At 65.7% G+C, this 20,779-nt stretch carries 14 protein-coding genes and 1 pseudogene; 6 read left to right on the forward strand and 9 right to left on the reverse strand.

The window, feature by feature from the left end; translation table 11 throughout:
* Positions 1-24: 24 nt before the first annotated feature.
* Together QWJ37_RS03285 and QWJ37_RS03290 are read right to left on the reverse strand one after the other, a co-directional pair.
* The gene (locus QWJ37_RS03285; RefSeq protein ID WP_227902603.1) at positions 25-1,014 is read right to left on the reverse strand and encodes an NYN domain-containing protein; all 990 of its coding nucleotides are present in this window, start codon (positions 1,012-1,014) and stop codon (positions 25-27) included.
* Positions 1,015-1,177: 163 nt separating this feature from the next.
* Positions 1,178-2,017, reverse strand: coding sequence for a helix-turn-helix transcriptional regulator (locus tag QWJ37_RS03290; RefSeq protein WP_290244066.1), 840 nt, complete (start codon positions 2,015-2,017; stop codon positions 1,178-1,180).
* Positions 2,018-2,146: 129 nt separating this feature from the next.
* On the opposite strand from QWJ37_RS03290, the gene QWJ37_RS03295 reads away from it, so the two are divergent.
* Positions 2,147-2,884 carry an SDR family NAD(P)-dependent oxidoreductase gene (locus tag QWJ37_RS03295; RefSeq protein ID WP_290244825.1) on the forward strand — a complete coding sequence of 246 codons (738 nt, stop codon included), beginning with the start codon at positions 2,147-2,149 and terminating at the stop codon, positions 2,882-2,884.
* Between the two features lie 6 nt (positions 2,885-2,890).
* Here the strand turns inward: QWJ37_RS03295 and trmB are convergent, their stop codons facing one another.
* Positions 2,891-3,736, reverse strand: coding sequence for a tRNA (guanosine(46)-N7)-methyltransferase TrmB (trmB, locus tag QWJ37_RS03300; protein WP_227902596.1), 846 nt, complete (start codon positions 3,734-3,736; stop codon positions 2,891-2,893).
* A 267-nt stretch (positions 3,737-4,003) separates the two neighbouring features.
* Here trmB and QWJ37_RS03305 point away from each other — a divergent pair, with 267 nt between their 5' ends.
* Positions 4,004-5,620 (forward strand): DEAD/DEAH box helicase, encoded by a 1,617-nt coding sequence (locus QWJ37_RS03305; RefSeq protein WP_227902594.1) that lies wholly within the window; start codon positions 4,004-4,006, stop codon positions 5,618-5,620.
* 90 nt (positions 5,621-5,710) lie between these two features.
* Here QWJ37_RS03305 and QWJ37_RS03310 read toward each other — a convergent pair whose 3' ends face one another.
* Positions 5,711-6,172 carry a pyridoxamine 5'-phosphate oxidase family protein gene (locus QWJ37_RS03310; protein WP_290244069.1) on the reverse strand — a complete coding sequence of 154 codons (462 nt, stop codon included), beginning with the start codon at positions 6,170-6,172 and terminating at the stop codon, positions 5,711-5,713.
* 87 nt (positions 6,173-6,259) lie between these two features.
* Between QWJ37_RS03310 and QWJ37_RS03315 the strand changes: the two are divergent.
* Positions 6,260-6,631, forward strand: a pseudogene (locus QWJ37_RS03315) (YccF domain-containing protein); the annotation flags it as partial.
* 159 nt (positions 6,632-6,790) lie between these two features.
* Here QWJ37_RS03315 and QWJ37_RS03320 read toward each other — a convergent pair.
* From QWJ37_RS03320 to betT, 4 genes are all read right to left on the reverse strand, one after another.
* Complete coding sequence (locus tag QWJ37_RS03320) at positions 6,791-8,731, reverse strand: penicillin-binding transpeptidase domain-containing protein (RefSeq protein WP_290244071.1); 1,941 nt, start codon at positions 8,729-8,731, stop codon at positions 6,791-6,793.
* A 101-nt stretch (positions 8,732-8,832) separates the two neighbouring features.
* Positions 8,833-10,404 carry a GMC oxidoreductase gene (locus QWJ37_RS03325; RefSeq protein WP_290244073.1) on the reverse strand — a complete coding sequence of 524 codons (1,572 nt, stop codon included), beginning with the start codon at positions 10,402-10,404 and terminating at the stop codon, positions 8,833-8,835.
* A 6-nt stretch (positions 10,405-10,410) separates the two neighbouring features.
* The gene (locus QWJ37_RS03330; RefSeq protein ID WP_227902576.1) at positions 10,411-11,895 is read right to left on the reverse strand and encodes an aldehyde dehydrogenase family protein; all 1,485 of its coding nucleotides are present in this window, start codon (positions 11,893-11,895) and stop codon (positions 10,411-10,413) included.
* Positions 11,892-14,000 (reverse strand): choline BCCT transporter BetT, encoded by a 2,109-nt coding sequence (gene betT / locus QWJ37_RS03335; protein ID WP_227902574.1) that lies wholly within the window; start codon positions 13,998-14,000, stop codon positions 11,892-11,894. The genes QWJ37_RS03330 and betT overlap by 4 nt, the downstream gene beginning before the upstream one ends.
* 437 nt (positions 14,001-14,437) lie before the next feature.
* On the opposite strand from betT, the gene QWJ37_RS03340 reads away from it, so the two are divergent.
* Both QWJ37_RS03340 and clpB read left to right on the forward strand, forming a co-directional pair.
* The gene (locus QWJ37_RS03340; RefSeq protein ID WP_290244077.1) at positions 14,438-15,034 is read left to right on the forward strand and encodes an SRPBCC domain-containing protein; all 597 of its coding nucleotides are present in this window, start codon (positions 14,438-14,440) and stop codon (positions 15,032-15,034) included.
* Positions 15,035-15,207: 173 nt separating this feature from the next.
* A complete protein-coding gene (gene clpB, locus QWJ37_RS03345) occupies positions 15,208-17,832 on the forward strand; it encodes an ATP-dependent chaperone ClpB (protein ID WP_227902568.1) in 2,625 nt (874 codons plus the stop codon).
* 111 nt (positions 17,833-17,943) lie between these two features.
* Here the strand turns inward: clpB and QWJ37_RS03350 are convergent, their stop codons facing one another.
* On the reverse strand, positions 17,944-20,250 hold the full coding sequence (locus QWJ37_RS03350; RefSeq protein WP_290244080.1) for a septum formation family protein: 2,307 nt from the start codon (positions 20,248-20,250) through the stop codon (positions 17,944-17,946).
* A 276-nt stretch (positions 20,251-20,526) separates the two neighbouring features.
* On the opposite strand from QWJ37_RS03350, the gene QWJ37_RS03355 reads away from it, so the two are divergent.
* A complete protein-coding gene (locus tag QWJ37_RS03355; RefSeq protein WP_227902565.1) occupies positions 20,527-20,760 on the forward strand; it encodes a DUF3073 domain-containing protein in 234 nt (77 codons plus the stop codon).
* Positions 20,761-20,779 lie beyond the last annotated feature (19 nt).

Consider the following 20,779-nt stretch of genomic DNA (forward strand, 5'->3'; position numbering starts at 1 on the left):
GGCCCACTCCGGCCGGGCCGGCTGCTATTCCCGGGCGCCGGCGTCCGGCCGAAGCCGGATGAGCCGCTGCGGGCCGTCGTCGTCCAGTTCCACCAGGTCACTGTGCGAGGAGAGGAAGTCGGTAAAGGAACGGAAGCCAAGCGGCTTCTCGTTGAAGGAGGGGTCCATCCGCCGCATCTGGTTCTTCACCGTGCCGGTGTTCAGCCATTCATCATCGCCCTTGGCATGGCCGATCTTCAGCGCCCGGACCAGCAGTTCCGTGGCGAGCGTCCGCGGATCAATGTCCTCGGCGACGTCCGGTTCCTCGAAACGGGCATCCTCGGTGTGCGAGAACATGGGCACTACGGTGAGCTTGCGCGCCTTGCTGGGGGTCTGGTCCATCGCGGCCTCAGCCGGGGATGGTGATGATCCCGGAGCGGCCTGTGCTGCCTCCGCCTTCACAATGCCGGGCAGGGAATCGTAGTCTTCGAATTCGTCACAGGCCGCGGCCAGGGAGGTGCTGGTGGACCCGGCGACACCAATGCCTACAACAAACCGGCCAAGGCGCTTCGACTTCTGTGCCAGGGCAATGTAGTCCGAATCCCCGGCCACAATAATGATGTGCGTGAGGTCAGGGAGGCGGAAAAGGTCCTCGACGACGTCCACGGCGAGGCGGATGTCGGCGCCGTTCTTGGTGCCCCGGGTGGTGGTGGTAAAAAGCTGCGTGAGGTCCACGGCCCGGGACATCAGCTGGCGCTGGTAGCTGGCATTGACCGGCACGGACCAGTCCGCGTAGGCACGGTTAACCACCAGGGTGCCGAAGGACGCGGCGAAGTCGATGATGGCGTTGAAGTCCACGGTGGCCGCGGCGAGCCGGGCAGCGACCTCCGGATCCGCGTCCCTGCTGGTCTTGTCGAAGTTGCGGATCCCGTCACGTTGGAACGCGTTGCGGCCGTGCAGCTGCTGGTAGCGGGAGATCACAATGTTGTCGAAGTCGATGTACAGGCCGACGCGCGGATCGCTCGGTTCATGCATGGGGGAATTCCTTCTGGACGGCGGACGGCTTGCTGCCGCCCGTACCCCCAGTTTCCTGCGGCCGGTACGGCTGGGGCAAACCGGCGTCGGCAGAGCCGGCGGTAAAAGCCGTCACCCTTGCACAGCAGGCCACCCGGAGACACCAGCGGGGCCGGGCAGGGTATCAGCGATCCCGCGTGAACCGCTGCTGGCCAATGACGGCGAGCAGGCCGAGCTTTTGTGCCCCTTCACTGCGTGGGGGCGCGGTCAGCACCAGCAGCGCCTGCCCGCGATCCTCGCTGTACAGCGTCTGGCAGTCCACCTCGATTTCGCCCAGCTCAGGATGCAGGAGTGTTTTATGGTCGGCGAAACGGGTGGCCACCGCGTGGGACTTCCAGATCCGGTCAAACTCCCGGGAGCGGTGCAGCAGCGCCTCAACCACATCCCGTCCTCCCGCAGCGTTGCCGGAAACGGCGACCCGCAACCCGGCAACCTGCGCCCGGCCCTGCCGTTCCTGGTCACCTGCCGGATAGATGCTGCGTTCGGCGGGGTCCGTAAACCAGCGGTAAACGCTGCTGCGGGCGTGGCCGGTAAACCGCGAATGGTCGCCCAACAGCAACTTGGCGAGCCGGTTCTGGGCCAGCGTTTCCCCAAGCGCGGAAAGGACGAGGGCCGGCGTATCCTCCAGCCGGTCCAGCACCCGCAGGAGGGCGGGCGCCACGTGGGTATCCGGGAAGGTCCGAAGCGGAGGATTCCGATCCGCCAGACGGAACACGTAGTCCCGCTCGTCATAACTGAGCCGCAGGGCCCGTGCCAGGGAGCCCAGCAGCTGCTCCGACGGCTGGGGGCCGCGTGCCTGCTCCAACCGGGTGTAGTAATCAACCGACATGCCCGCCAGGAGGGCAACCTCATCCCGGCGCAGCCCGGAGACCCGGCGCCGCAGGCCGGGGGAGAGTCCCACGTCTTCGGGCAGCAGTGCGTCCCGGCGGGACTTCAGGAAATCGGCGAGTGCGGCGCGGTCCATGGCTCCATCATGATCCACCGCAGCCGTTCCATACAGGGACCGGGAATCCTACGACAAACGCTCCTCTGCCGCCCGTCGGCCGCCCGGCCAAGACTTGGAGCATGAACATTTTACGGAAACACCATCTTCATTCCCGGCGCCACCTCCGGTATCGGCCTCGCGCTGGCCCTCCGCCTGCAGGCTGCCGGCAACAAAGTCATCATCGGCGGGCGGCGGACCGACGTCCTGGCAGAGCTCGCTGCCGATCACGGCTTCGGTACCGTGGTTATTGACACCACGGACCCGGACTCCGTGCCGGCGGCCCGGGATGCGGTGCTGGAACGCTATCCGGAGCTGAATGTCCTGATCGCCATGGCGGGAATCATGGCACCGGAGGACGTCCACGACGGTGGGTTCCTGGCCCGGGCCGAGCGGATGGTGAACACGAACATCAACGGACCCCTGCGCCTGATGGCAGCATTCATCGGGCAGCTGCAGACCCGGGAGGAGGCTGCGATCATTACTGTTTCGTCCGGTCTGGCCCACACACCGCTGATGTCCACGCCCACCTACAACGGCACGAAGGCCTTTATCCACCGGTTCACCGAAACCATCCGCCTGCAGCTGGCAGATACCCCGGTCCAGGTGATTGAGCTGGTGCCGCCGGCGGTGCAGACCGAGTTGATGCCCGGCGGGTCGGTGAACGAGCGTTACCTCCCGCTCGACGATTTCGCCGACGAAGTCATGGCCCTGCTCGAGACACAGCCCGACGCCCGGGAAATCCTGGTCGACGCCGTGAAATTCCTTCGTTTTGCCGAAACGGAGGGACGCTACGCGGATGCGGTGGCCGCCGTAAACCCGGCCGTACCCGCGGGGGAGCCGGGCTAGGCGCCGCTAGACGCGCCGGTAGGCGAGGTCGAAGATGAGCCGGCCTGCCTGGTGCGCCTTGTTCTCGAAGCTGGTGAGCGTGCGGCCCTCAAAGCGGGGGGCCCAACCACCGCGCTCATCGACGTCGTCCTCCGGGGCCTTGTTTTCCAGGCCTTCCCGGCGGACCCGCGTCAGCGGGCTGTCCGCCCCGGCCCGCTCACCGGCGTGCAGGTTCCCGAACAGGGAAGAGGCATCGAGGACCTCGCGCATCTGCACGGCGTAGTCGGACCAGTCCGTGGCCAGGCGCCACGTGCCACCGGGAACCAGGACCCGCGCCACCAGTTCGGCGAAGGATTCCTTGACCAGGCGCCGCTTGTGGTGGCGGGTCTTGTGCCAGGGGTCCGGGAAGAATACCCAGACCTCGTCAACGGACCCGGCGGGCAGCATGGTGGTCAGCACCTCCGGCGCGTTGGCCTGGACCACCCGCACGTTGGTCAGGCCCTTCTGCCCGATCCGCTGCAGCGTCTGCGCCAGACCCGGCAGATAGACCTCCACGGCCAGGAAGTCCTTGTCCGGATTTGCCTCGGCAGCGTGCGTGACTGCCTCGCCAAGGCCGGACCCGATCTCGACGACGAGGGGAGCGGTGCGGCCAAACTCGGCCGTGGCGTCGAAGACATAGTCCGGGTGCACGGAGGTGTCTGCTTCATCACGCGGCACGTCCACCACGAAGCGGTCCGAGAGTTCATCCCACGCCTGCTGGCGCCGGCCCTGCAACCGGGAGCCGCGGCGGACAAACGAGACAGGCGAGCGGAAATGCCGGTCCTCGGTGTCAGCGGTGTCGGTGGCGTCGGGCAGGGCTGGTTCAGTAGTCATTACCCTTAATGCTATCGGCTGGCGTGCCCCCAAAGTTCACTGCGGCTGGCCGTCGAATTAGGAAACTTCCCCCCAGCAGGTAAGCTGGTGGGAGATGTTGGTCCTGCCACGGCGTAAAAACCGTGTGTGTAAGCAGTCCAGCCTGCGTCGATGAACGCTTTCTTTTGTCCCGCCTGTTAGTGCGGTAGACACTGTCTGACTTTTCTTCGGCGAACCCCCGGCCCAAACGGCGTTGGGGGCCACTTACCGAAAGTTGCCTGTCTTTTAATGACTACTTTTGCTGCCCTTGGCGTGCCCAAGGCGCTTGTTTCCTCCCTCGCCGCTGCCGGAATTGCCGAGCCTTTCCCCATTCAGGTGGAGACCCTCCCGGACACCCTCAAGGGACGCGACGTCCTGGGCCGCGGCCGCACCGGCTCGGGCAAGACCCTCGCATTCTCGCTCCCGCTGGTTGCCCGGCTGGCCGACGCCGAAGCCGCCTACCGCCGCCGGCCCAACCGCCCGCTGGGCCTGGTCCTGGCACCGACCCGCGAGCTGGCCACCCAGATCAACAACGTGATCGAACCGCTGGCCAAGGAACTGGGCCTGAACACCACCGTGATCTACGGCGGCGTCTCCCAGCAGCGCCAGGAAAAGGCGCTGAAGGCCGGCGTCGACATCGTCATCGCCTGCCCCGGCCGGCTCGAAGACCTGATGAAGCAGAAGGTCATCAGCCTCGAGTCCGTGGAAATCACCGTGCTGGACGAGGCCGACCACATGGCCGATCTCGGCTTCCTTCCGGTGGTCCAGCGACTGCTGGACCGCACCCCGGAAAAGGGCCAGCGTATGCTCTTCTCCGCCACCCTGGACAACGGCGTGGACAAGCTCGTCCGCCGCTACCTGTCCAACCCGCTGACGCACTCCGTGGATGACCCGCAGGCCGCAGTCACCACCATGGAACACCACGTGCTGCTGGTCCAGGACCAGACCGCCAAGAAGCTGCTGGTCAAGGAACTGGCCTCCGGCCAGGGCCGCCGCATCATGTTCATGCGCACCAAGCACCACGCCCGCAAGATGGCCAAGTTCCTTACGGACAGCGGCATCCCCACGGTGGATCTTCACGGCAACTTGTCCCAGAACGCCCGTGACCGGAACCTGGCCGAATTCGCTTCCGGCGATGTCCGCGTCCTGGTCGCCACTGACGTCGCCGCCCGCGGCGTGCACGTGGATGACGTGGAGCTTGTGGTCCACATCGATCCGCCCACGGAACACAAGGCGTACCTGCACCGCTCGGGCCGTACCGCCCGCGCCGGTTCCGACGGCACCGTGGTGACCCTGACCCTTCCGGAGCAGAAGAGCGAAGTGTCCAAGCTGATGAAGGCAGCCGGTGTGGACGTCTCCATTGAAAAGGTCAGCCACAACTCACCGTCAATCGCCAAGCTCATCGGCGAACGCGCTGCCGTGGTGGACCCGCACGTCCGCGCCGCGCAGCTCGCGGCCAAGTCCCCGCAGCAGGGCGGCGGCCGTTCCACCGGCGCCAACGCCCAGCGCAAGCGCGCCGCCCGCGGCACCAGCGCCCCCCGCGCCGGCGGACGCGGCGGCAACGGCGGACGCGGCCGCGTCTCTGCCGAACGCCCCGAGCGGATGGACCGCAGCGAACGCAATGACCGCGCAGCCGCCGGTGACGGCGCACGCACCCAGCGTCCGGCCCGCGCCGTGGAAGGCCGCCGCACAAGCGCCGGCGCAGCCACGGCCTCCGGACGCAACCGCCGCCCCGCCACGGGCCAGCGCGCTGAAGGTGCAGGCGCCGGCCAGCGTTCCGGCGGAACTGCTGCCGGCCGTCCGGCACGTGCCGCCGGTTCCCGCCGCGCTACCGCTCCGGCATCCAACGAGCGCCGTTCACGCTAAATAATTGCCAGTGCCCCAGGCACTGGCAAAGAAAAAGGCGCCGCCTCCCCTCGGGAAGCGGCGCCTTTTCGTTGTGTCCGGGCAGCGTACCTACTCGGTGTACAGGCCCATGCCGCGCAGGACGTTGCGGCGCGCGACGTTGGAAATGATGAACCGGCGTCCGGAAGTCACCTCCGGGTCAATCCGCACAAATGCGTTTTTGGTACCCGCCTGCCAGGGGAACAGTGGCAGGTCTTCGGAAGCCAGAAGGTCCTCATTGTCCGCCAGCAGGGAAGCGGTGCCCTTGAGGACCACGCTCCAGGCGGAGGAAAGGTTGTCATCATAGCCGTCGATTTCGAAGGCGACGGTGTTTCCGGACAGTGCGCCGGAGAGCTTGGTGCCCGCGGCGGTGCGGAAAACCACGCTGCCGTGGTCCACGGCAAAGTTGATCGGGAAAATCTCCGGCCGCCCGTCCACAATGACGGCCAGCCGGCCGAACTGTGCCCGCCGGATGTAGTCCCAGCACTGGTTGGAAGTGAGTTGGTCTGCGGTGGCTTCTTCGGAGGTCGGCATGCCGCCAGTCTAGGCCAGCGGGGCCCGGCGCGGCCAAGCAGGCCCGGGGCCGTGGCTTAACAATGGCCGGTGGAGAAGAATGGGTGGATGAAAGCGATCCTGAATGTCATCTGGCTCCTGTTCGGCGGCATCTGGCTGGCGCTGGGGTATGCGCTGGCAGGGGTGCTCTGCTGCCTGCTGATCGTGACGATTCCGTTCGGCATAGCCTCCTTCCGGATCGCTAACTACGCCCTCTGGCCCTTCGGCCGGACAGTGGTTGACCGCGGCGGATTCTCCGGTCCGCTGAGCCTGGTGGGCAACATCATCTGGCTGCTGCTGGCAGGGATCTGGATTGCCATCGGCCACGTGGTCACCGCCATTCCGATGTTCGTCAGCATTGTCGGCATTCCGCTGGGGATCGCGAACCTGAAGATGGTGCCCATTTCCCTGATGCCGCTGGGAAAGGTCATTGTGCCTACGGATAGCTGGCAGATCACTCCCTATGCAGGAAACGCCTACCGGCAGCCGGGGTATGCCGGGCGGACGGTGCCGGGACAGTACCCACAGCCCGGGCCGTACCAGCAGCCGGGGCAGTACTAACCCCGGGCAGGCCTAACCCGGGGCGGCTAGCGGGCAGTACTAACCCCGGGGCACGCCTTCCAGGAAGGCCTTCATCAGCGGTCCGCCCGAGGTGGAACCGCGTTCGCCCTGCTCCACGAACACCGCCACGGCCAAATCGCCCTGGAGGGCAAGCACCCAGGCGTGGGTCTGCGGCGGATCCTCGCTGCCGAATTCCGCGGTGCCGGTCTTGGCCAGCACCGGATCCCCGGGCACCTCACCCAGCATCTGCACACCGCCCTCGGTGACCACCGCGCGCATCATCTGCCGCAGTGACTCAGCCTCGGCCGGAGTCAGGTTGCCCGGCGCAGCGGCGGACGAGGTCGTGTCAGGGGAGGGGGCAGCAGAATCGCCGTCAGCCGTGCCGTTGCGGATGAGTGAGGGGGCAACGCGTTCGCCGGTGCTGATGGACGCGCCTGCCACGGCCATCGCCAGCGGGCTGACGAGTATTTCGCCCTGGCCGATCAGCGACGCCGCATGGGCGGTTCCCTCTGCAGCGGCAGGAACGGACCCGAAGAAGGCCGGCGTGCCGAGGGACGCCTCAACACCTATCCCCAGATCTGCCGCTGCTGCCGCGAGGTTCTGCTGGGACACGCTGTCCCGTGCATTGAGGAACGCGGTGTTGCAGGAATTGGCGAACGCAGTGCGCAGTGGAATGTCGCCGGTCGCCGCGGCCGGGTAACCGGGTACGTTGGCGAACCGCCGCCCGTCCACGGTGAGCTCGGCCGGACACTGGACGGTGGTCTCCTCCGTGGTGCCGGTGCGCAGCATGGCAAGCGCCGTAGCGGTCTTGAAGGTGGAGCCGGGCGGGTACTGGCCCAGCAGGGCCGTCTGCTGGCCTTCGCTGCCGGGGCCGTTGGCGACGGTGAGGATCTCACCGGTGGAGGGCTGGATGGCAACGATGGCCGACGCCGAGGGCTCATCTGCCAGGACGGACTCGGCGAGCGTCTGCAGCCCGGGATCGAGGGTTGTCTGCAGGCTGGTGCCGGGCTCGGGGTCAAGGGTCATCACGCTGGTGCTGGCACCGTCGGCGCTTTCCACCGTGATTTCCACTCCGTCGCTGCCCCGCAGCTGTTCGTCGTACTGCTGCTGCAGGCCGGAGAGTCCGGCGGTGTCACCGGGCGCCAGCCGGCCTTCGGAGTTTTCGATCAGTTCCGCTGTGGCTTCGCCCACGGTCCCCAGCAGCGCCCGTGCAAACTCCCGGGTGGGTGCCAGGACCCGTTCGGACGGCAGGGCAACCGCGCCGGGAATGGCTTCGACGTCGGCGACGGTGACCGGGCCCTCCGCCTCCGCGCGCTGGACAATGGCTTCGACGAAGGCCTCCGGCCCGGAGGCCTCAACCTGTGCGGTGTAGGCGGCCGGATCCAGTCCGGCCAGCTCGGCGAGGGCAGCGGCGGAGGTTGCCTGCAGCCCCTCCGGCACATCCGGTTTGCTGATGCCGATCCGCAGCACCGGCCGGGCGCCCATCAGGGGTTTCCCGTTGCGGTCCAGGATGTCCGCGCGGGGGATCAGGGCATTGGCGGTGCGGACCAGCTTATCGCCGTCCTGCAGTGAATCGAACAGGACTGAAGGTGACCACTCCACCAGCCAGGCGCCGTCGTCGCCGCGGCGAAGCTGGGCGGTGCTCTCGTAATTCCAGTCGGGTGTTGAATCGCCGTTGACGTCCCAGGCATAGGCCAGCCGGGCGGTGGCGGCGTCGTCATCCCCGGGATCCTCGTCCACACCGGCCACGGTCACGGCGGGACGGACCGGGCCCATACCCGCCAGCAGGGTCTCCAGCTCGGTGTTCACCTCTGCGGCGGTCCCGGCGGTGAACGCCGACCCCGAAACATCGGCACCGCTCAGTCCGCGTGCCAACTCGGCGGCGGCGTCGTCCGGGGCAGGTTTGTCCGCGGAACAGGACACCAGAGTGAAGGCCAGGGCAGCGGCGAGTACGGAAACGGTTGCACGGTTTTTCCCCATCCGGACAGGCTACCCGTGCAGGGTGACGGAAGATGCCCGCTGACACGCACAAAGGGCGGCCGGATGCTCTCCGGCCGCCCTTTGTTACGTCGCGCGGAATACTAGGCGGTGCGGTCTGCCTTCACCAGCTCCGCGCAGCGCTCACCGATCATCATGGTGGTGATGTTCGGGTTGACGGTCACCAGTTCCGGCATCGCCGATGCATCGGCGACCCGCAGTCCGGTGACGCCCTTGACCCGCAGCTGCGGGTCCAGCGGAGCCATCGGATCGTCAGCGGCGCCCATCCGTACGGTTCCGGCCGGGTGGTAGACGGTGTTGTGCGTTTTTTTGATGTACTCGGCGATCTGCTCGTCCGTCTGCACCTCCTTGCCCGGGTACAGCTCCTCGCCGGCCCATTCGGCCATGGCCGGCTGGGCCACGATCTCGCGGGCCTTTTTGATGCCGGCCACCATGACCCGCATATCGTGCGGGTCGGTGAAGTAGCGCGGATCCACCATCGGCTTGTCCCGGAAGTCCCGGCTCCGCAGCCGGACCGTGCCGCGGGAACGGGCATGGGTAACATTCGGAGTCAGGCAGAAACCGTTCTCCGTGGTGGGGTAGCCGTGGCGCAGGGTATGCATGTCAAACGGCACCGAACCGTAGTGGAACATCAGGTCCGGACGGTCCAACCCGTCCTCGGTGGGAGTGAAGACACCGATCTCCCACCACTGGGTGGAGGTTTCGGGCATCGGCTTCTTCGCCTCCCACTGGATCACGCCTTCAGGATGGTCCTGCAGGTTCTCGCCGACTCCGGGGGAATCCACCCGGACCTCAACGCCCCGCTCCTGAAGATGTTCCTTCGGGCCGATGCCGGAGAGCATCAGCAGCTTCGGGGAGTCGATGGCTCCGGCGGAAACAATGACCTCCCGGCGGGCACCCAGGTGCTTGGCACGGCCAAACGGGTTGTCAACGACGTCGACGCCGGTGCAGCGGTTCGCGTCGTCGAAGGTCAGTTCCTTGGCCAGGTACCCGGTGAGCAGGGTGAAGTTCTTCCGCTCCATGATCGGGTGGATGTAGGAGACGGAGGAGGAGGAACGGGTCCCGTCGGCACGGCGGTTGATCTGGAAGAAGTTGGCGCCGTTAATCACGGTTTCCCCGGTGTTGAACTTAACCCGCGGGATGCCGGACTGCTCGCAGGCGTCCAGCAGGGCGACGCCGCACGGATCATTGGCGGGGATGTTCATCAGGTGCACGGGACCGGAATCGCCGTGATGGGGTGCATCGGGGCCGGCGTCCTCATTGGACTCAAGCTTCCGGTACAGCTCCCAGGCCATCTTGGCGTTCCATCCCTCGGCGCCAAACTTGGTTTCCCACTCGTCAATGTCTTCGCGGGGAGCCCAGAAGGCAATGCAGGAGTTGTGGCTGGAACACCCGCCCATCACCTTGGCCCGGGCATGGCGCATAAAGGAGTTGCCGTTTTCCTGCGGTTCAATCTGGTAATCCCAGTCGTAGCCGGATTCCAGGAGCTCCATCCAGCGGTCCAGCTGCAGGATCTCATCGAGCCCGCGGTCATCGGGCCCGGCCTCGACCAGTGCCACCTCGACGTCGGGATCTTCGCTCAGGCGGGCCGCTACAGCCGCGCCGGCGGACCCGCCGCCGACCACGATGTAGTCGAATTCCGTCTTCTCAGCCATAAGGTCCTAGCCCTTTCCGTGATCGGTGAACCAGCCGGTCACCTGCGGGTTGATGTTCTGGTAAATGTGCTTGGCTTCCTGGTATTCGCCCAGTCCCGTGGGGCCCAGTTCACGGCCGATGCCGGACTGTCCGTAGCCGCCCCATTCGGCCTGCGGCAGGTACGGGTGGAAGTCATTGATCCAGACGGTGCCGGCGCGCATCCGGCGGGCAACGCGCTGGCTCTTGCCGGCGTCCTGCGTCCAGACGGCTCCGGCCAGCCCGTAGTCGGTGTCATTGGCCAGTTCCACGGCCTCGTCTTCGCCGTTAAAGGTTTCCACCGTGACGACCGGGCCGAAGGCTTCATCCATCAGGGAGGAGCCGCCGCGCTTGACGTTGTCCAGCACGGTCGGGGCGTAGTAGAAGCCCTTTTCCAGGTCCCCGGTACCCCAGGTGCCGCCGCAGCGGATACGGGCGCCTTCCTCCACTGCCTTGTTGACGTAGGCGGTGACCTTGTCACGGTGCGCGGCGGAGATCAGCGGCCCGGTTTCGGCCTTTTCGTCGAAGGGTCCGCCCATCCGGATCATTTCGGCGCGGCGTACCAGCTCATCTACGAAACGTTCGGCAATCGGTTCCTCAACCAGCAGCCGGGCACCGGCTGAGCAGACCTGGCCGGAGTGGACAAAGGCGGCGTTCAGGGCGTTGTCCAGTGCGGCGTCGAAGTCGGCGTCGGCGAAAATAACGTTGGGGTTCTTGCCGCCCAGTTCCAGGGCGACCTTCTTCACGGTCTTGGCCGCGGCGGCGGCGATGATCTTGCCGGTGGCCACGCCGCCGGTGAAGGAGACCAGGTCCACGTCCGGGGACTCGGAGAGCGGTGCTCCGGCCACGGGCCCGGCGCCGAGCACCAGGTTGGCAACGCCGCGGGGCAGGCCGAGTTCCTCGAGCACCTGCATCATCAGGATGGCGGTGTGCGGGGTCAGCTCGGAGGGCTTAAGGATGAAGGTGCAACCGGCTGCCAGTGCGGGTGCGATCTTCCATGCTGCCTGCAGCAGGGGGTAGTTCCACGGGGCGATCAGCCCGCAGACACCCACGGGTTCGTACTCGATCCGGCTGACGACGTCGTTGTTGCCTGCGTCCACCATCCGGCCCGCGTTGGATGCGGCGATCTTGCCGAAGTAGCTGAAGCAGGCAGCGATGTCATCCATGTCGATTTCGCTTTCCACCAGGCGCTTGCCGGTGTCCAGCGTCTCCGCACGGGCAAATTCATCCTTCCGCTCGCGCAGCCGGGCAGCGACCTTCAGCAGGAAGTCCCCGCGCTCCGGAGCCGGCACGGAGGACCATTCCCCGCGCTCCCACGCCGCCTTGGCCGCGGCGATCGCCCGTTCGGTGTCTTCACGGGTCGCCTCGGAGACAGCGGCGACGAACTCGCCGTCGGCCGGGTTGTGGATCTCGCGGATGCCGCCGTCGGATGCGGGCACCCATGCTCCGTCGATGAACAAAGTGGCCGTTGTCATGCTCGTCCCTCCTCGCTGACAAAGTCAGCTTCCCAGTTGTCTTTCGGAACCTGGTCCTCCGTGATGGAGGTATTGCCCGGCACCTCTCGGTTGAGGTGCAGGAACTCCAGGTGGGTCTCGTAGTGGTCCAGGACATCGGTGATGACCTGTTCCTTCGTGTAGCCCATGAGGTCGTAGCCGTGGCTGCCCTCAAGGGAGAACACCTCCATGCGGAAGTACTTGCTGTCCGCCGACGCGTTGGTGGCGTAGGACGGGGTGTCGTACTGCACGGGGTAGATCTGGTATTTGAAAACGCGTTCCTCGGCCATTCCCACCTGCAGGTCCAGGTGATGGATGCCGTGCGGTGCCGCCTCGCCTTCGCAGAGCGCGACGTCGGCGCCGCGTTCCTTGAGTTCGTCGTGGACTTCCTGCAGGGCAGGGCGGGCAACGGTTTCGATGAAGCGTTCCACCTGCCGCGGACCCGGGTAGGTCATCACGCGGGAGAGTCGCTGGCGCCAGCTGCGTCCGCTGCGCGCGTCCAGGCTGCGGCCGGCAATGATGCTCGGCAGGGAGGCGCGGTAACTGTCCGTCAGGGAGTTCTCCACCCGCAGGGCCTTGTATACGCCCAGCATGATGAACAGCAGCAGGATGGACAGCGGCAGTCCCATGATGATGGTGGCGTTCTGCAGGGTGGTGACACCGCCAACCATCAGCATGGCCAGGGTGAGCAGGCCGGTCACCACGGCCCAGAAGACCCGCAGCCACTTGGGGCCGTCGGAATCCGCGTCCTTGAGGTGAGAGGTGAAGTTGGCCATGACCAGGGCACCGGAGTCTGCGGATGTCACGTAGAACAGCAGTCCGGTGAAGGTGGCGATGGCCGCTGTGGCCGGCGCCCACGGGTACTGCTCCAGCAGTCCGTAGAAGGCCCGTTCGGGCTGGTTCATGGCCACTTCGCCGAATGCCGCGTTGCCGCCCATCACCAGCTCCAGGGCGGAATTGCCGAAGATGGAGATCCACAGCAGGATGAAGGCGAACGGGACAACCATGGTGCCCAGCACAAACTGCCGGATGGTGCGGCCGCGCGAAATCCGGGCCAGGAACAGGCCCACGAACGGAGCCCAGGCAATCCACCAGGCCCAGAAGAACAATGTCCAGGAGCTGAGCCACGCGTCCGGACGGTCATAGGCCATGGTGTCCATGGTCATGGCGGGGAAACGGCTCAGGACGTCACCGATGTTCTGGACAATCCCGTCGAGCAGGAAGTTGGTTTTGCCTGCGATGAGCACAAACAGCATCAGGCAGACGGCGAGGATGACGTTGAGTTCGGACAGCCGCCGGATGCCCTTCTCAACGCCGGAAACCACTGAGACGGTGGCCATGATGACGGAAAGTGCAATCAGTGCGATTTGCACGGTCAGGTTTTCGGGCAGCCCGAACATAAAGCTCAGGCCGTAGTTCAGCTGGACGACGCCGATGCCGAGGGACGTGGCGATGCCGAAGATGGTGCCGAGCAGGGCGGCAATATCCACGCCGTGGCCGAGCGGACCATCGATTTTCCTGCCGAAGATCGGATACAGGGCCGAACGGATGCTCAGGGGCAGGTTGTGCCGGTAGGCGAAGTAGCCCAGTGCCAGGCCCATCAGTGCGTACAGCGCCCACCCGGTGATTCCGTAGTGGAACAGTGTCAGCACCAGTGCCTGCCGGGCGGCCTCCGCGGTGGCGCCGTCCCCGGTGGGCGGCGCCAGATACTGGGTGACCGGCTCCGAGACCGAGAAGAACATCAGGTCAATCCCGATGCCTGCGGCAAAAAGCATGGACGCCCAGGTGAAGACGCCGAACTGCGGTTTGGAGTGGTCAGGGCCCAGCTTGGTCTTGCCCACGCGTGTCAGTGCTGTGACCAGAACAAAAACCACAACGAGGCTGACCACCAGGAAGTAGTACCAGCCCATGTTCTTGGAGACCCAACCCACCATGGAGCCGATGACCGTCTCAGCGTTGTCGGCGGCCAGCATGGCCCACAGGGCGATGGCGAGGATTCCGGTAGCTGAACCGATGAAGACCGTCTTGTTTACCCGGGTTCGCGGCACAGCGGTCTCCGCTGTCTCCGGTTCCGCAAGTTTGCTCATTGGGGGGTCAGTCCTTCGGGTTGCTTTGGGGTTGTAAAAGGCGCTCCGGCAGCCGGGAAACACTGAATGTGGCCGCGGCAGCGCACCGGCCTGCTGCAACTCTGCGGCAGGACTCACGGTGGCAGCGGCAGTGGCAAAGCACATCCGGAGGCATTTTCGAATCTATCAAAGCCCTCGACGCCCCCTCGATTCCTTAGATATGGGTCACATTCCTCCACGTCAGGGCCGTCGGGCGAAGCCCTGGTCCCGGCTGGCTCCCGGCAGCCGGTGAGCCCTGTGCACACCCTGGTTTCCCTGCTACCGTTTTTTGGAAATGGCACTTTTGTGGCCAACACCACAAGCTGCTTCCACGGGAAATTCCGGCTGACAGCCTGTCGGCGCCGACGGCTGATGCCGGCTCTGGGCGGTTGCGGGTTGTTCGAAAGAGGAGTGGGCGGATGTCCGATCTGGACATAATTCTGGACAAAACGGAACGCTCCATGGGCCGCCGGCAGATCCAGGCCGGCCATGCGCTCATGGTGGTTATGGTGCGCGAAATCGGATGGCCCATTGGGGACGTATGGTCCGCCCTGACTGTCCCGGAGCGGTTGGGGCAGTGGCTGGGTACACCTGACGGGGACCTTCGCCGGGGCGGCACCTGGAATCTCCCGGATGGTTCCCACGGTGACATTCTGCGCTGCGATGCTCCCCGCCTGATGACCGTGTCCTGGGCCCGGGGGGAGAGGCATCCGGCGGAGCTTGAGTTCCGGTTGGCGGCAGAGGACAGCCGAACGCGGATTGAGCTCCGCTACGCATCAGTGCGCAAGGGGTTTGCCCTCACCTCCGACCCGGCCGGCGGGCTGTGGACCGGAGGGGCCGGGTGGGAGTATTTCCTGGACCAGTTGGAAGAGTATGTGGAGGGCCGGGTGCCGGAGAAGGCACTGGGACTGATGCCGGACCTCAGCCCCGACGAGGCAATGGGGGAGCTGTTCGAGGCGCGGAATGCGCGGTGGCGACGGGCCGCGGATGACTTTGACCAGGAGCATGCCCTCTAGTTTTCGGCTGGGACCGGTCCGCAAAATGGCGGAACCGGAGCACCCGCAGAAAACCCCGGTCCGCCGGTGGATGTGCTGTGGATAACTTTACTTTCAAAGTTGAGCTAATTAGACTCAACTTTGTTAGAGCAGCACCGCTAAAGCTGAATCTGCCCAGGTTTTGAGGAGCCACCGTGGACACCAAATTCACGAACAAGAGCCAGGAAGCGCTCTCGGCTGCGGCCATGAACGCGAACACTGCCGGAAATCCGCAGATCGAACCCTCCCATCTGCTCAAAGCGCTGATGGACCAGCGGCAGGGCGTTGCCGTCGCGCTGCTTAAGGCCGCCGGGGTCAACGTGGACACGGTCAGTGCCGGAGCCAGCAGCGCCATCCACCAGCTCCCTTCCTCCTCCGGATCTTCAGTGGCCCAGCCGCAGTTCTCCCGTCCCCTGCTCCAGGTTATAAACGCCGCACAGCAGGAGGCGGAACAGCTGGGGGACGCTTTCGTCTCCACCGAGCACCTCCTGCTGGGGCTGTCCCTCGACAGCGGGCCGGCGGGCAAGGTTTTGCGTGAGAACAACGCGGGCCATGATGCCCTCATCGCCGTGCTTCCATCCGTAAGAGGAGATCGTAAAGTGACCAACGCTGATCCGGAGAACACCTTCCAGGCACTGGAGAAATTCAGTACGGACCTGACCGAGATGGCCCGCTCGGGCAAGCTGGACCCGGTGATCGGCCGGGATGCGGAAATCCGCCGTGTCATCCAGGTCCTGAGCCGCCGGACCAAGAACAACCCTGTGCTCATCGGCGAGCCCGGTGTTGGCAAGACCGCCGTCGTCGAAGGGCTCGCCCAGCGCATTGTGGCCGGAGACGTGCCGGAGTCGCTGAATGGCAAAACCCTGCTGTCGCTGGACCTCGGGTCCATGGTGGCCGGCGCCAAGTACCGTGGTGAGTTCGAGGAACGCTTCAAGGCCGTACTCGAAGAGATTTCCAACGCTGAAGGGCAGATTGTCACCTTTATCGACGAACTGCACACGGTGGTGGGTGCCGGCGCAGCGGAAGGGTCCATGGACGCCGGCAACATGCTCAAGCCGATGCTGGCCCGGGGCGAGCTGCGGCTGATTGGCGCCACCACCCTGGATGAGTACCGGGAGAATATCGAGAAGGACGCAGCGCTGGAGCGCCGCTTCCAGCAGGTTTACGTTGGCGAGCCCAGCGTGCCGGATACTATCGGCATCCTCCGCGGGCTCAAGGAACGCTACGAGGCACACCACAAGGTTGCCATCGCGGACTCGGCCCTTGTCGCCGCAGCCACCCTGTCCAACCGGTACATCACCGGGCGGCAGCTGCCGGACAAGGCCATTGACCTGGTGGATGAAGCCGCTTCCCGGCTGCGGATGGAAATCGATTCCGCGCCGGAGGAAATCGATGAGCTCCGGCGTGCCGTTGACCGCCTGACCATGGAGGAACTGGCCCTGGCCAACGAAACCGACCAGGCCTCCATCGAGCGGCTGGAAGTGCTGCGTGAAGACATGGCCAACCGAAAGGAGCAACTGGCTGCCCTCAATGCCCGCTGGGAAGCTGAAAAGGCCGGCCTGAACCGGGTGGGCGACCTGAAGGCCAAGGTGGACGAACTGCGCGGCCTGGCGGAAAAAGCCCAGCGCGACGGTGACCTCACCGAGGCGTCGCGAATCCTCTACGGCGAGATTCCCGCCCTGCAGAAGGAGCTCGAAGCCGCCCAGCAGGCAGAGGCGAGCAAATATGGTGACGAGGCCCAGGAGCTGATGGTCTCCGAGGAGGTCACGGCGGACGACATCGCCGAAGTGGTTTCGGCCTGGACCGGCATTCCGGCAGGCCGGATGCTGCAGGGGGAATCCCAGAAACTGCTGGACATGGAAGAAGTCATCGGGTCGCGGCTGATCGGACAGACCAAAGCGGTGGCTGCAGTATCGGATGCTGTCCGCAGGTCGCGGGCCGGCGTCAGCGACCCGGACCGCCCCACCGGCTCCTTCCTCTTCCTGGGCCCCACCGGCGTGGGCAAGACCGAACTCGCCAAGGCGCTCGCAGACTTCCTCTTTGATGATGAGCGGGCCATGGTCCGCATCGATATGAGCGAGTACTCCGAGAAGCACGCCGTGTCCCGCCTGGTGGGAGCACCCCCCGGATACGTGGGATACGAAGAGGGTGGCCAGCTCACCGAAGCGGTGCGCCGCCGGCCGTATTCAGTGATCCTGCTGGACGAGGTGGAGAAGGCGCACCCGGACGTTTTCGACATTCTGCTGCAGGTCCTCGACGACGGACGCCTCACGGACGGGCAGGGCCGTACGGTGGATTTCCGGAACGTCATCCTCATCCTCACGTCCAACCTCGGCTCGCAGTTCCTGGTGGACCCGGGCATGAATGAGGACCAGAAACGGGAATCGGTGATGGCCATGGTCAACGCCAACTTCAAGCCCGAGTTCCTCAACCGCCTGGACGATGTCATCCTGTTCGACCCGCTGAGCCTGGAGGACCTGACCCGGATTGTCGACATCCAGGTGAGGGCGCTTGCCGCCCGCCTGCACGAGCGCCGGCTGGTACTGGACGTCACCGACGCGGCCCGTGAATGGCTGGCGCTTACCGGCTACGATCCGGCCTACGGTGCCAGGCCCCTGCGCCGCCTGGTGCAGCGCGAGATCGGCGACAAACTGGCCCGGGGCATCCTGGCCGGAAAGATCAGCGACGGTGACACGGTGCTGGTGGACCGGGCCACCGACGGACTGGACGGCGACGGCCTGGTGGCCGAGACCGGACTGACAGTGGCTGCGGCCGGCTAACGGCACGCCGGTCCGGCAGGGAACGACCTTATAAAAGACGAAGGGCTGCACGGCGGGTACTCCCGCTGTGCAGCCCTTTTTGCTGTGGTTCTCTGACGCTGCTCCGACAGGTTAGCGCAGCAGGGACCCGGTGATCTCCTGGCCTTCGGGTGCAAAGACGAAGCAGTCCAGCCGCCGGTCACCGTTGGACCAGGTCTGCTCTGTAGGGATGGACTTGGTCAGCTTCAGGTCCGGGTATTCAGCTGCGGCATCCGCGAAGTCCACGGCGTCGCAGACTTCATTGACGCGCTCTTCGAGGGCGGCTGTGCCGGGGAAGGCATCCCCGTCGGGGAAACTGTCCGTGGCTACCAGCTGGGCGTCGTGCGGGGTCTCACAGCTCACGACGTCGGCCCGGGAGTTCACATCTTCCCAGTCCTGAAGACAGGCGCCGGTTTCGAGGTCCACCGGGTTGACGTTCTCCTCAATCACGCCTTCACCCTTGTCATTGAACACGAAGACAAATAGCAGGATAGCGACGACGGCGGCCAGCACGATCCCGCCGATGATCACGGCGAGGCGGGTGTTGCGACCGGTCGAGCCGCCCTGTTTGGCTGCTGCGCCCGCTGCGGAAGGCCCGGCGGCTGCAGTTCCTGAGCCCGGCGTACCCGCAGCTGTTCCGGCAGGATTCTGCCGGGCGGCTGAGGCGCCCGCAGCCTGGCTTTCGGCAAGGCGGCGGGAGCGGCGCGTGTCAGCGGCCGGTACGGCACCCGTTGCCGGAAGCGCGGCATCTGCGGAGCCGGCACTGGTGCCCTCGGCGCCCGCTGCATCCGCGGCGGACGTCGCGGAAGATTCGGGCAGGGCGCCGGTTACGGGTGCTGCGGCCGCGATTCCGTGCAGGGGGTGATCCTCGCGGCTGCCATCGGGGACGTCGGTGGCGGTTTCGCCGGCTTCCTTCTCCGTGCCGGGTTCACCGGCTTCTCTTTCAGTATCGGGTTCGCCGGCTTCCGGTTCGGCAACTTCCGGTTCGGCAACCGCGCCGGCAGTTGCGTCGTCTGTTCCTTCGCCGTCAGCGGCAGCTTCACCATCGACAGCGGGGTCTGTCTCAGCGGAGGTCTCAGCCTGAGGATCTTCCTCAGTTGCCTCGGAGTCTGTCCCGGCGGGGCGATCTGCCTCCGCAACGGCCCCGGTTCCTGCCTCGGCATCAGGGGCAATCCCGTCCGCGGTTACCTCGTCCTCGATTACCCCGTCGGCTGACCCGGCCTCCGCTGCCTCGGTATCTGCCGCGGCTTCTGCATGGCCGTCTGCCGGAGCTTCCTCTGCTGCTGCTGCGCCGTCCGCCGCAGCTTCCGGCTCCGTCGTTTCGGCATCCGCGTCGACAGGAGTTTCTGCTTTCTGAGCGACATTGGTTTCTGCTGCGGCATCAGCCTCAACGGCTTCTGCCGTGTCCTCAGGAGATGCTTCGTCCTCAGCATGTGCCGGCGTGGCGCCGGCGCCCTCCATGTTCGGGGCGGCGTTGGCCGCCGGTGTGTCCTGCTCCGCCTGTTCCGCCTGCTCGGCGTCCTGTTGTGAACCCTGCTCAGTGTCCGAACCGGCAGTGTTGTCGGCAGGTGCCGGTGCAGGAATAGCTGTCCCGGCGGTCGCGGGATCGCCGGCATCCACGGTTGCGTCGTCGCCGTCGCCGTCACCGTCGTCGTCGCTGTCACCGTCGTCGTCGTCGTCGCCGTCGCCGTCGCCGCCCACGCTGTCGTCGTCGCCGCCCTCGCTGTCGCGGTCGCCGCCCTCGCTGTCGCGGTCGCCGTCGTCGCTATCGCCGTCACCAGCGCCGTCGCTATCAGTGGCTGCTTCGTCAACGGCCGGAGGTTCTGCTGCGTCCGCGACGGCGTCCTTGCCGACCTGGATCTCCGCGCCGGCAGGGGCGGGCTCAAGTCCGGAAAGCCTGCCCGCTTCCGCCGCATTCGCTTCCACAGCGGCCGCTTCAGAGACAACTTCCTCCAGCGAGGCGGCCTCAACTGCATCACTGCTCAGGGCCGGATCGGCCAGGGCGGGTTCTTCAAGCGTCAGTTCCTCGGGCGCCACAACCACCGGTTCCGGTGGAAGCACAACGTCGTCTGGAAGCACTACGTCGTCGGCCGGGGTGATGCCCGGTTCCCGCGCGGAGTCTGCTTCCTCGCCTGCCGGGCCAGTGCCAGGAGCACTGTCGGCCGGAGCCGCGGCGGGGGAACTGCCGTCATTGGCTGTGCAGTTGCCGGCGGACTCCTCCTCCGGTGCGTTGTCCGGGTTCTCGAAGCTGCGCTCCCATAGGCCGGTGTCGTGGCTTCCGTCAGCGGAGAGCCAAGCGGGGGAGTCCGACCGGGCGCTCAGATCTGGGAAGGCCGATGACGAACCGGCCTCCTCCGGTGGCGGTGAGTCCGCTCCCGGTGTATTTTTCTGATCGCTCATGGTGAACGCCTGTCCTCCCTATAGGTGGCGCCGCGAAGCGCCCCAAAACTGTCTCTACCCCTGACTTTAGCCAATATCCGGGGGCAGGCGCAGGAAACGGGGTGTCGGGGAGCTGTACTAAGTGGTTAGGCAATAGCTCCTGTCGGGGTGCCGGGGGCACAAGGCGGCGGGAAAACATGTAACCTGTACTTACGACAAATTGACCAAATATTCCGAGGCCTCGTTCATCTGCCCGAACGACCCACCTCCGGATCGACGCAAAAAGGGGGTCACGCCATGGGGCGCGGCCGTCAAAAGGCAAAAGCAACCAAGCAGGCACGGGAAATGAAGTACTTCACCCCTGCCACGGACTACTCGGCGCTCCAGCGTGAGCTCTCAGGACCCACGAGTCGTCCATCGAGCCGATACCCTGAGGAACCGGCTGAGCCGGACTACTCGGCGTATGAGGATAAGTACGCGGATCAATTTGGCGACGAAGACGATGATGAGGGTGACCGCCGCATAAGCTAGCGGCAGCCTCAAACGTTGG

Source organism: Arthrobacter sp. YD2, assembly GCF_030410475.1.
GTDB classification, from domain to species: Bacteria; Actinomycetota; Actinomycetes; order Actinomycetales; family Micrococcaceae; genus Arthrobacter_B; species Arthrobacter_B zhangbolii.

Excerpts from the sequence above, each read along its gene's own strand:
- QWJ37_RS03285 (WP_227902603.1), bottom strand. The coding sequence starts at position 1,014 with ATGCATGAACCGAGCGATCCGCGCGTCGGCCTGTACATCGACTTCGAC.
- QWJ37_RS03290 (WP_290244066.1), bottom strand. The coding sequence starts at position 2,017 with ATGGACCGCGCCGCACTCGCCGATTTCCTGAAGTCCCGCCGGGACGCA.
- trmB (WP_227902596.1), bottom strand. The coding sequence starts at position 3,736 with ATGACTACTGAACCAGCCCTGCCCGACGCCACCGACACCGCTGACACC.
- QWJ37_RS03305 (WP_227902594.1), top strand. The coding sequence starts at position 4,004 with ATGACTACTTTTGCTGCCCTTGGCGTGCCCAAGGCGCTTGTTTCCTCC.
- QWJ37_RS03310 (WP_290244069.1), bottom strand. The coding sequence starts at position 6,172 with ATGCCGACCTCCGAAGAAGCCACCGCAGACCAACTCACTTCCAACCAG.
- QWJ37_RS03320 (WP_290244071.1), bottom strand. The coding sequence starts at position 8,731 with ATGGGGAAAAACCGTGCAACCGTTTCCGTACTCGCCGCTGCCCTGGCC.
- QWJ37_RS03325 (WP_290244073.1), bottom strand. The coding sequence starts at position 10,404 with ATGGCTGAGAAGACGGAATTCGACTACATCGTGGTCGGCGGCGGGTCC.
- QWJ37_RS03330 (WP_227902576.1), bottom strand. The coding sequence starts at position 11,895 with ATGACAACGGCCACTTTGTTCATCGACGGAGCATGGGTGCCCGCATCC.
- betT (WP_227902574.1), bottom strand. The coding sequence starts at position 14,000 with ATGAGCAAACTTGCGGAACCGGAGACAGCGGAGACCGCTGTGCCGCGA.
- QWJ37_RS03340 (WP_290244077.1), top strand. The coding sequence starts at position 14,438 with ATGTCCGATCTGGACATAATTCTGGACAAAACGGAACGCTCCATGGGC.
- QWJ37_RS03350 (WP_290244080.1), bottom strand. The coding sequence starts at position 20,250 with ATGAGCGATCAGAAAAATACACCGGGAGCGGACTCACCGCCACCGGAG.
- QWJ37_RS03355 (WP_227902565.1), top strand. The coding sequence starts at position 20,527 with ATGGGGCGCGGCCGTCAAAAGGCAAAAGCAACCAAGCAGGCACGGGAA.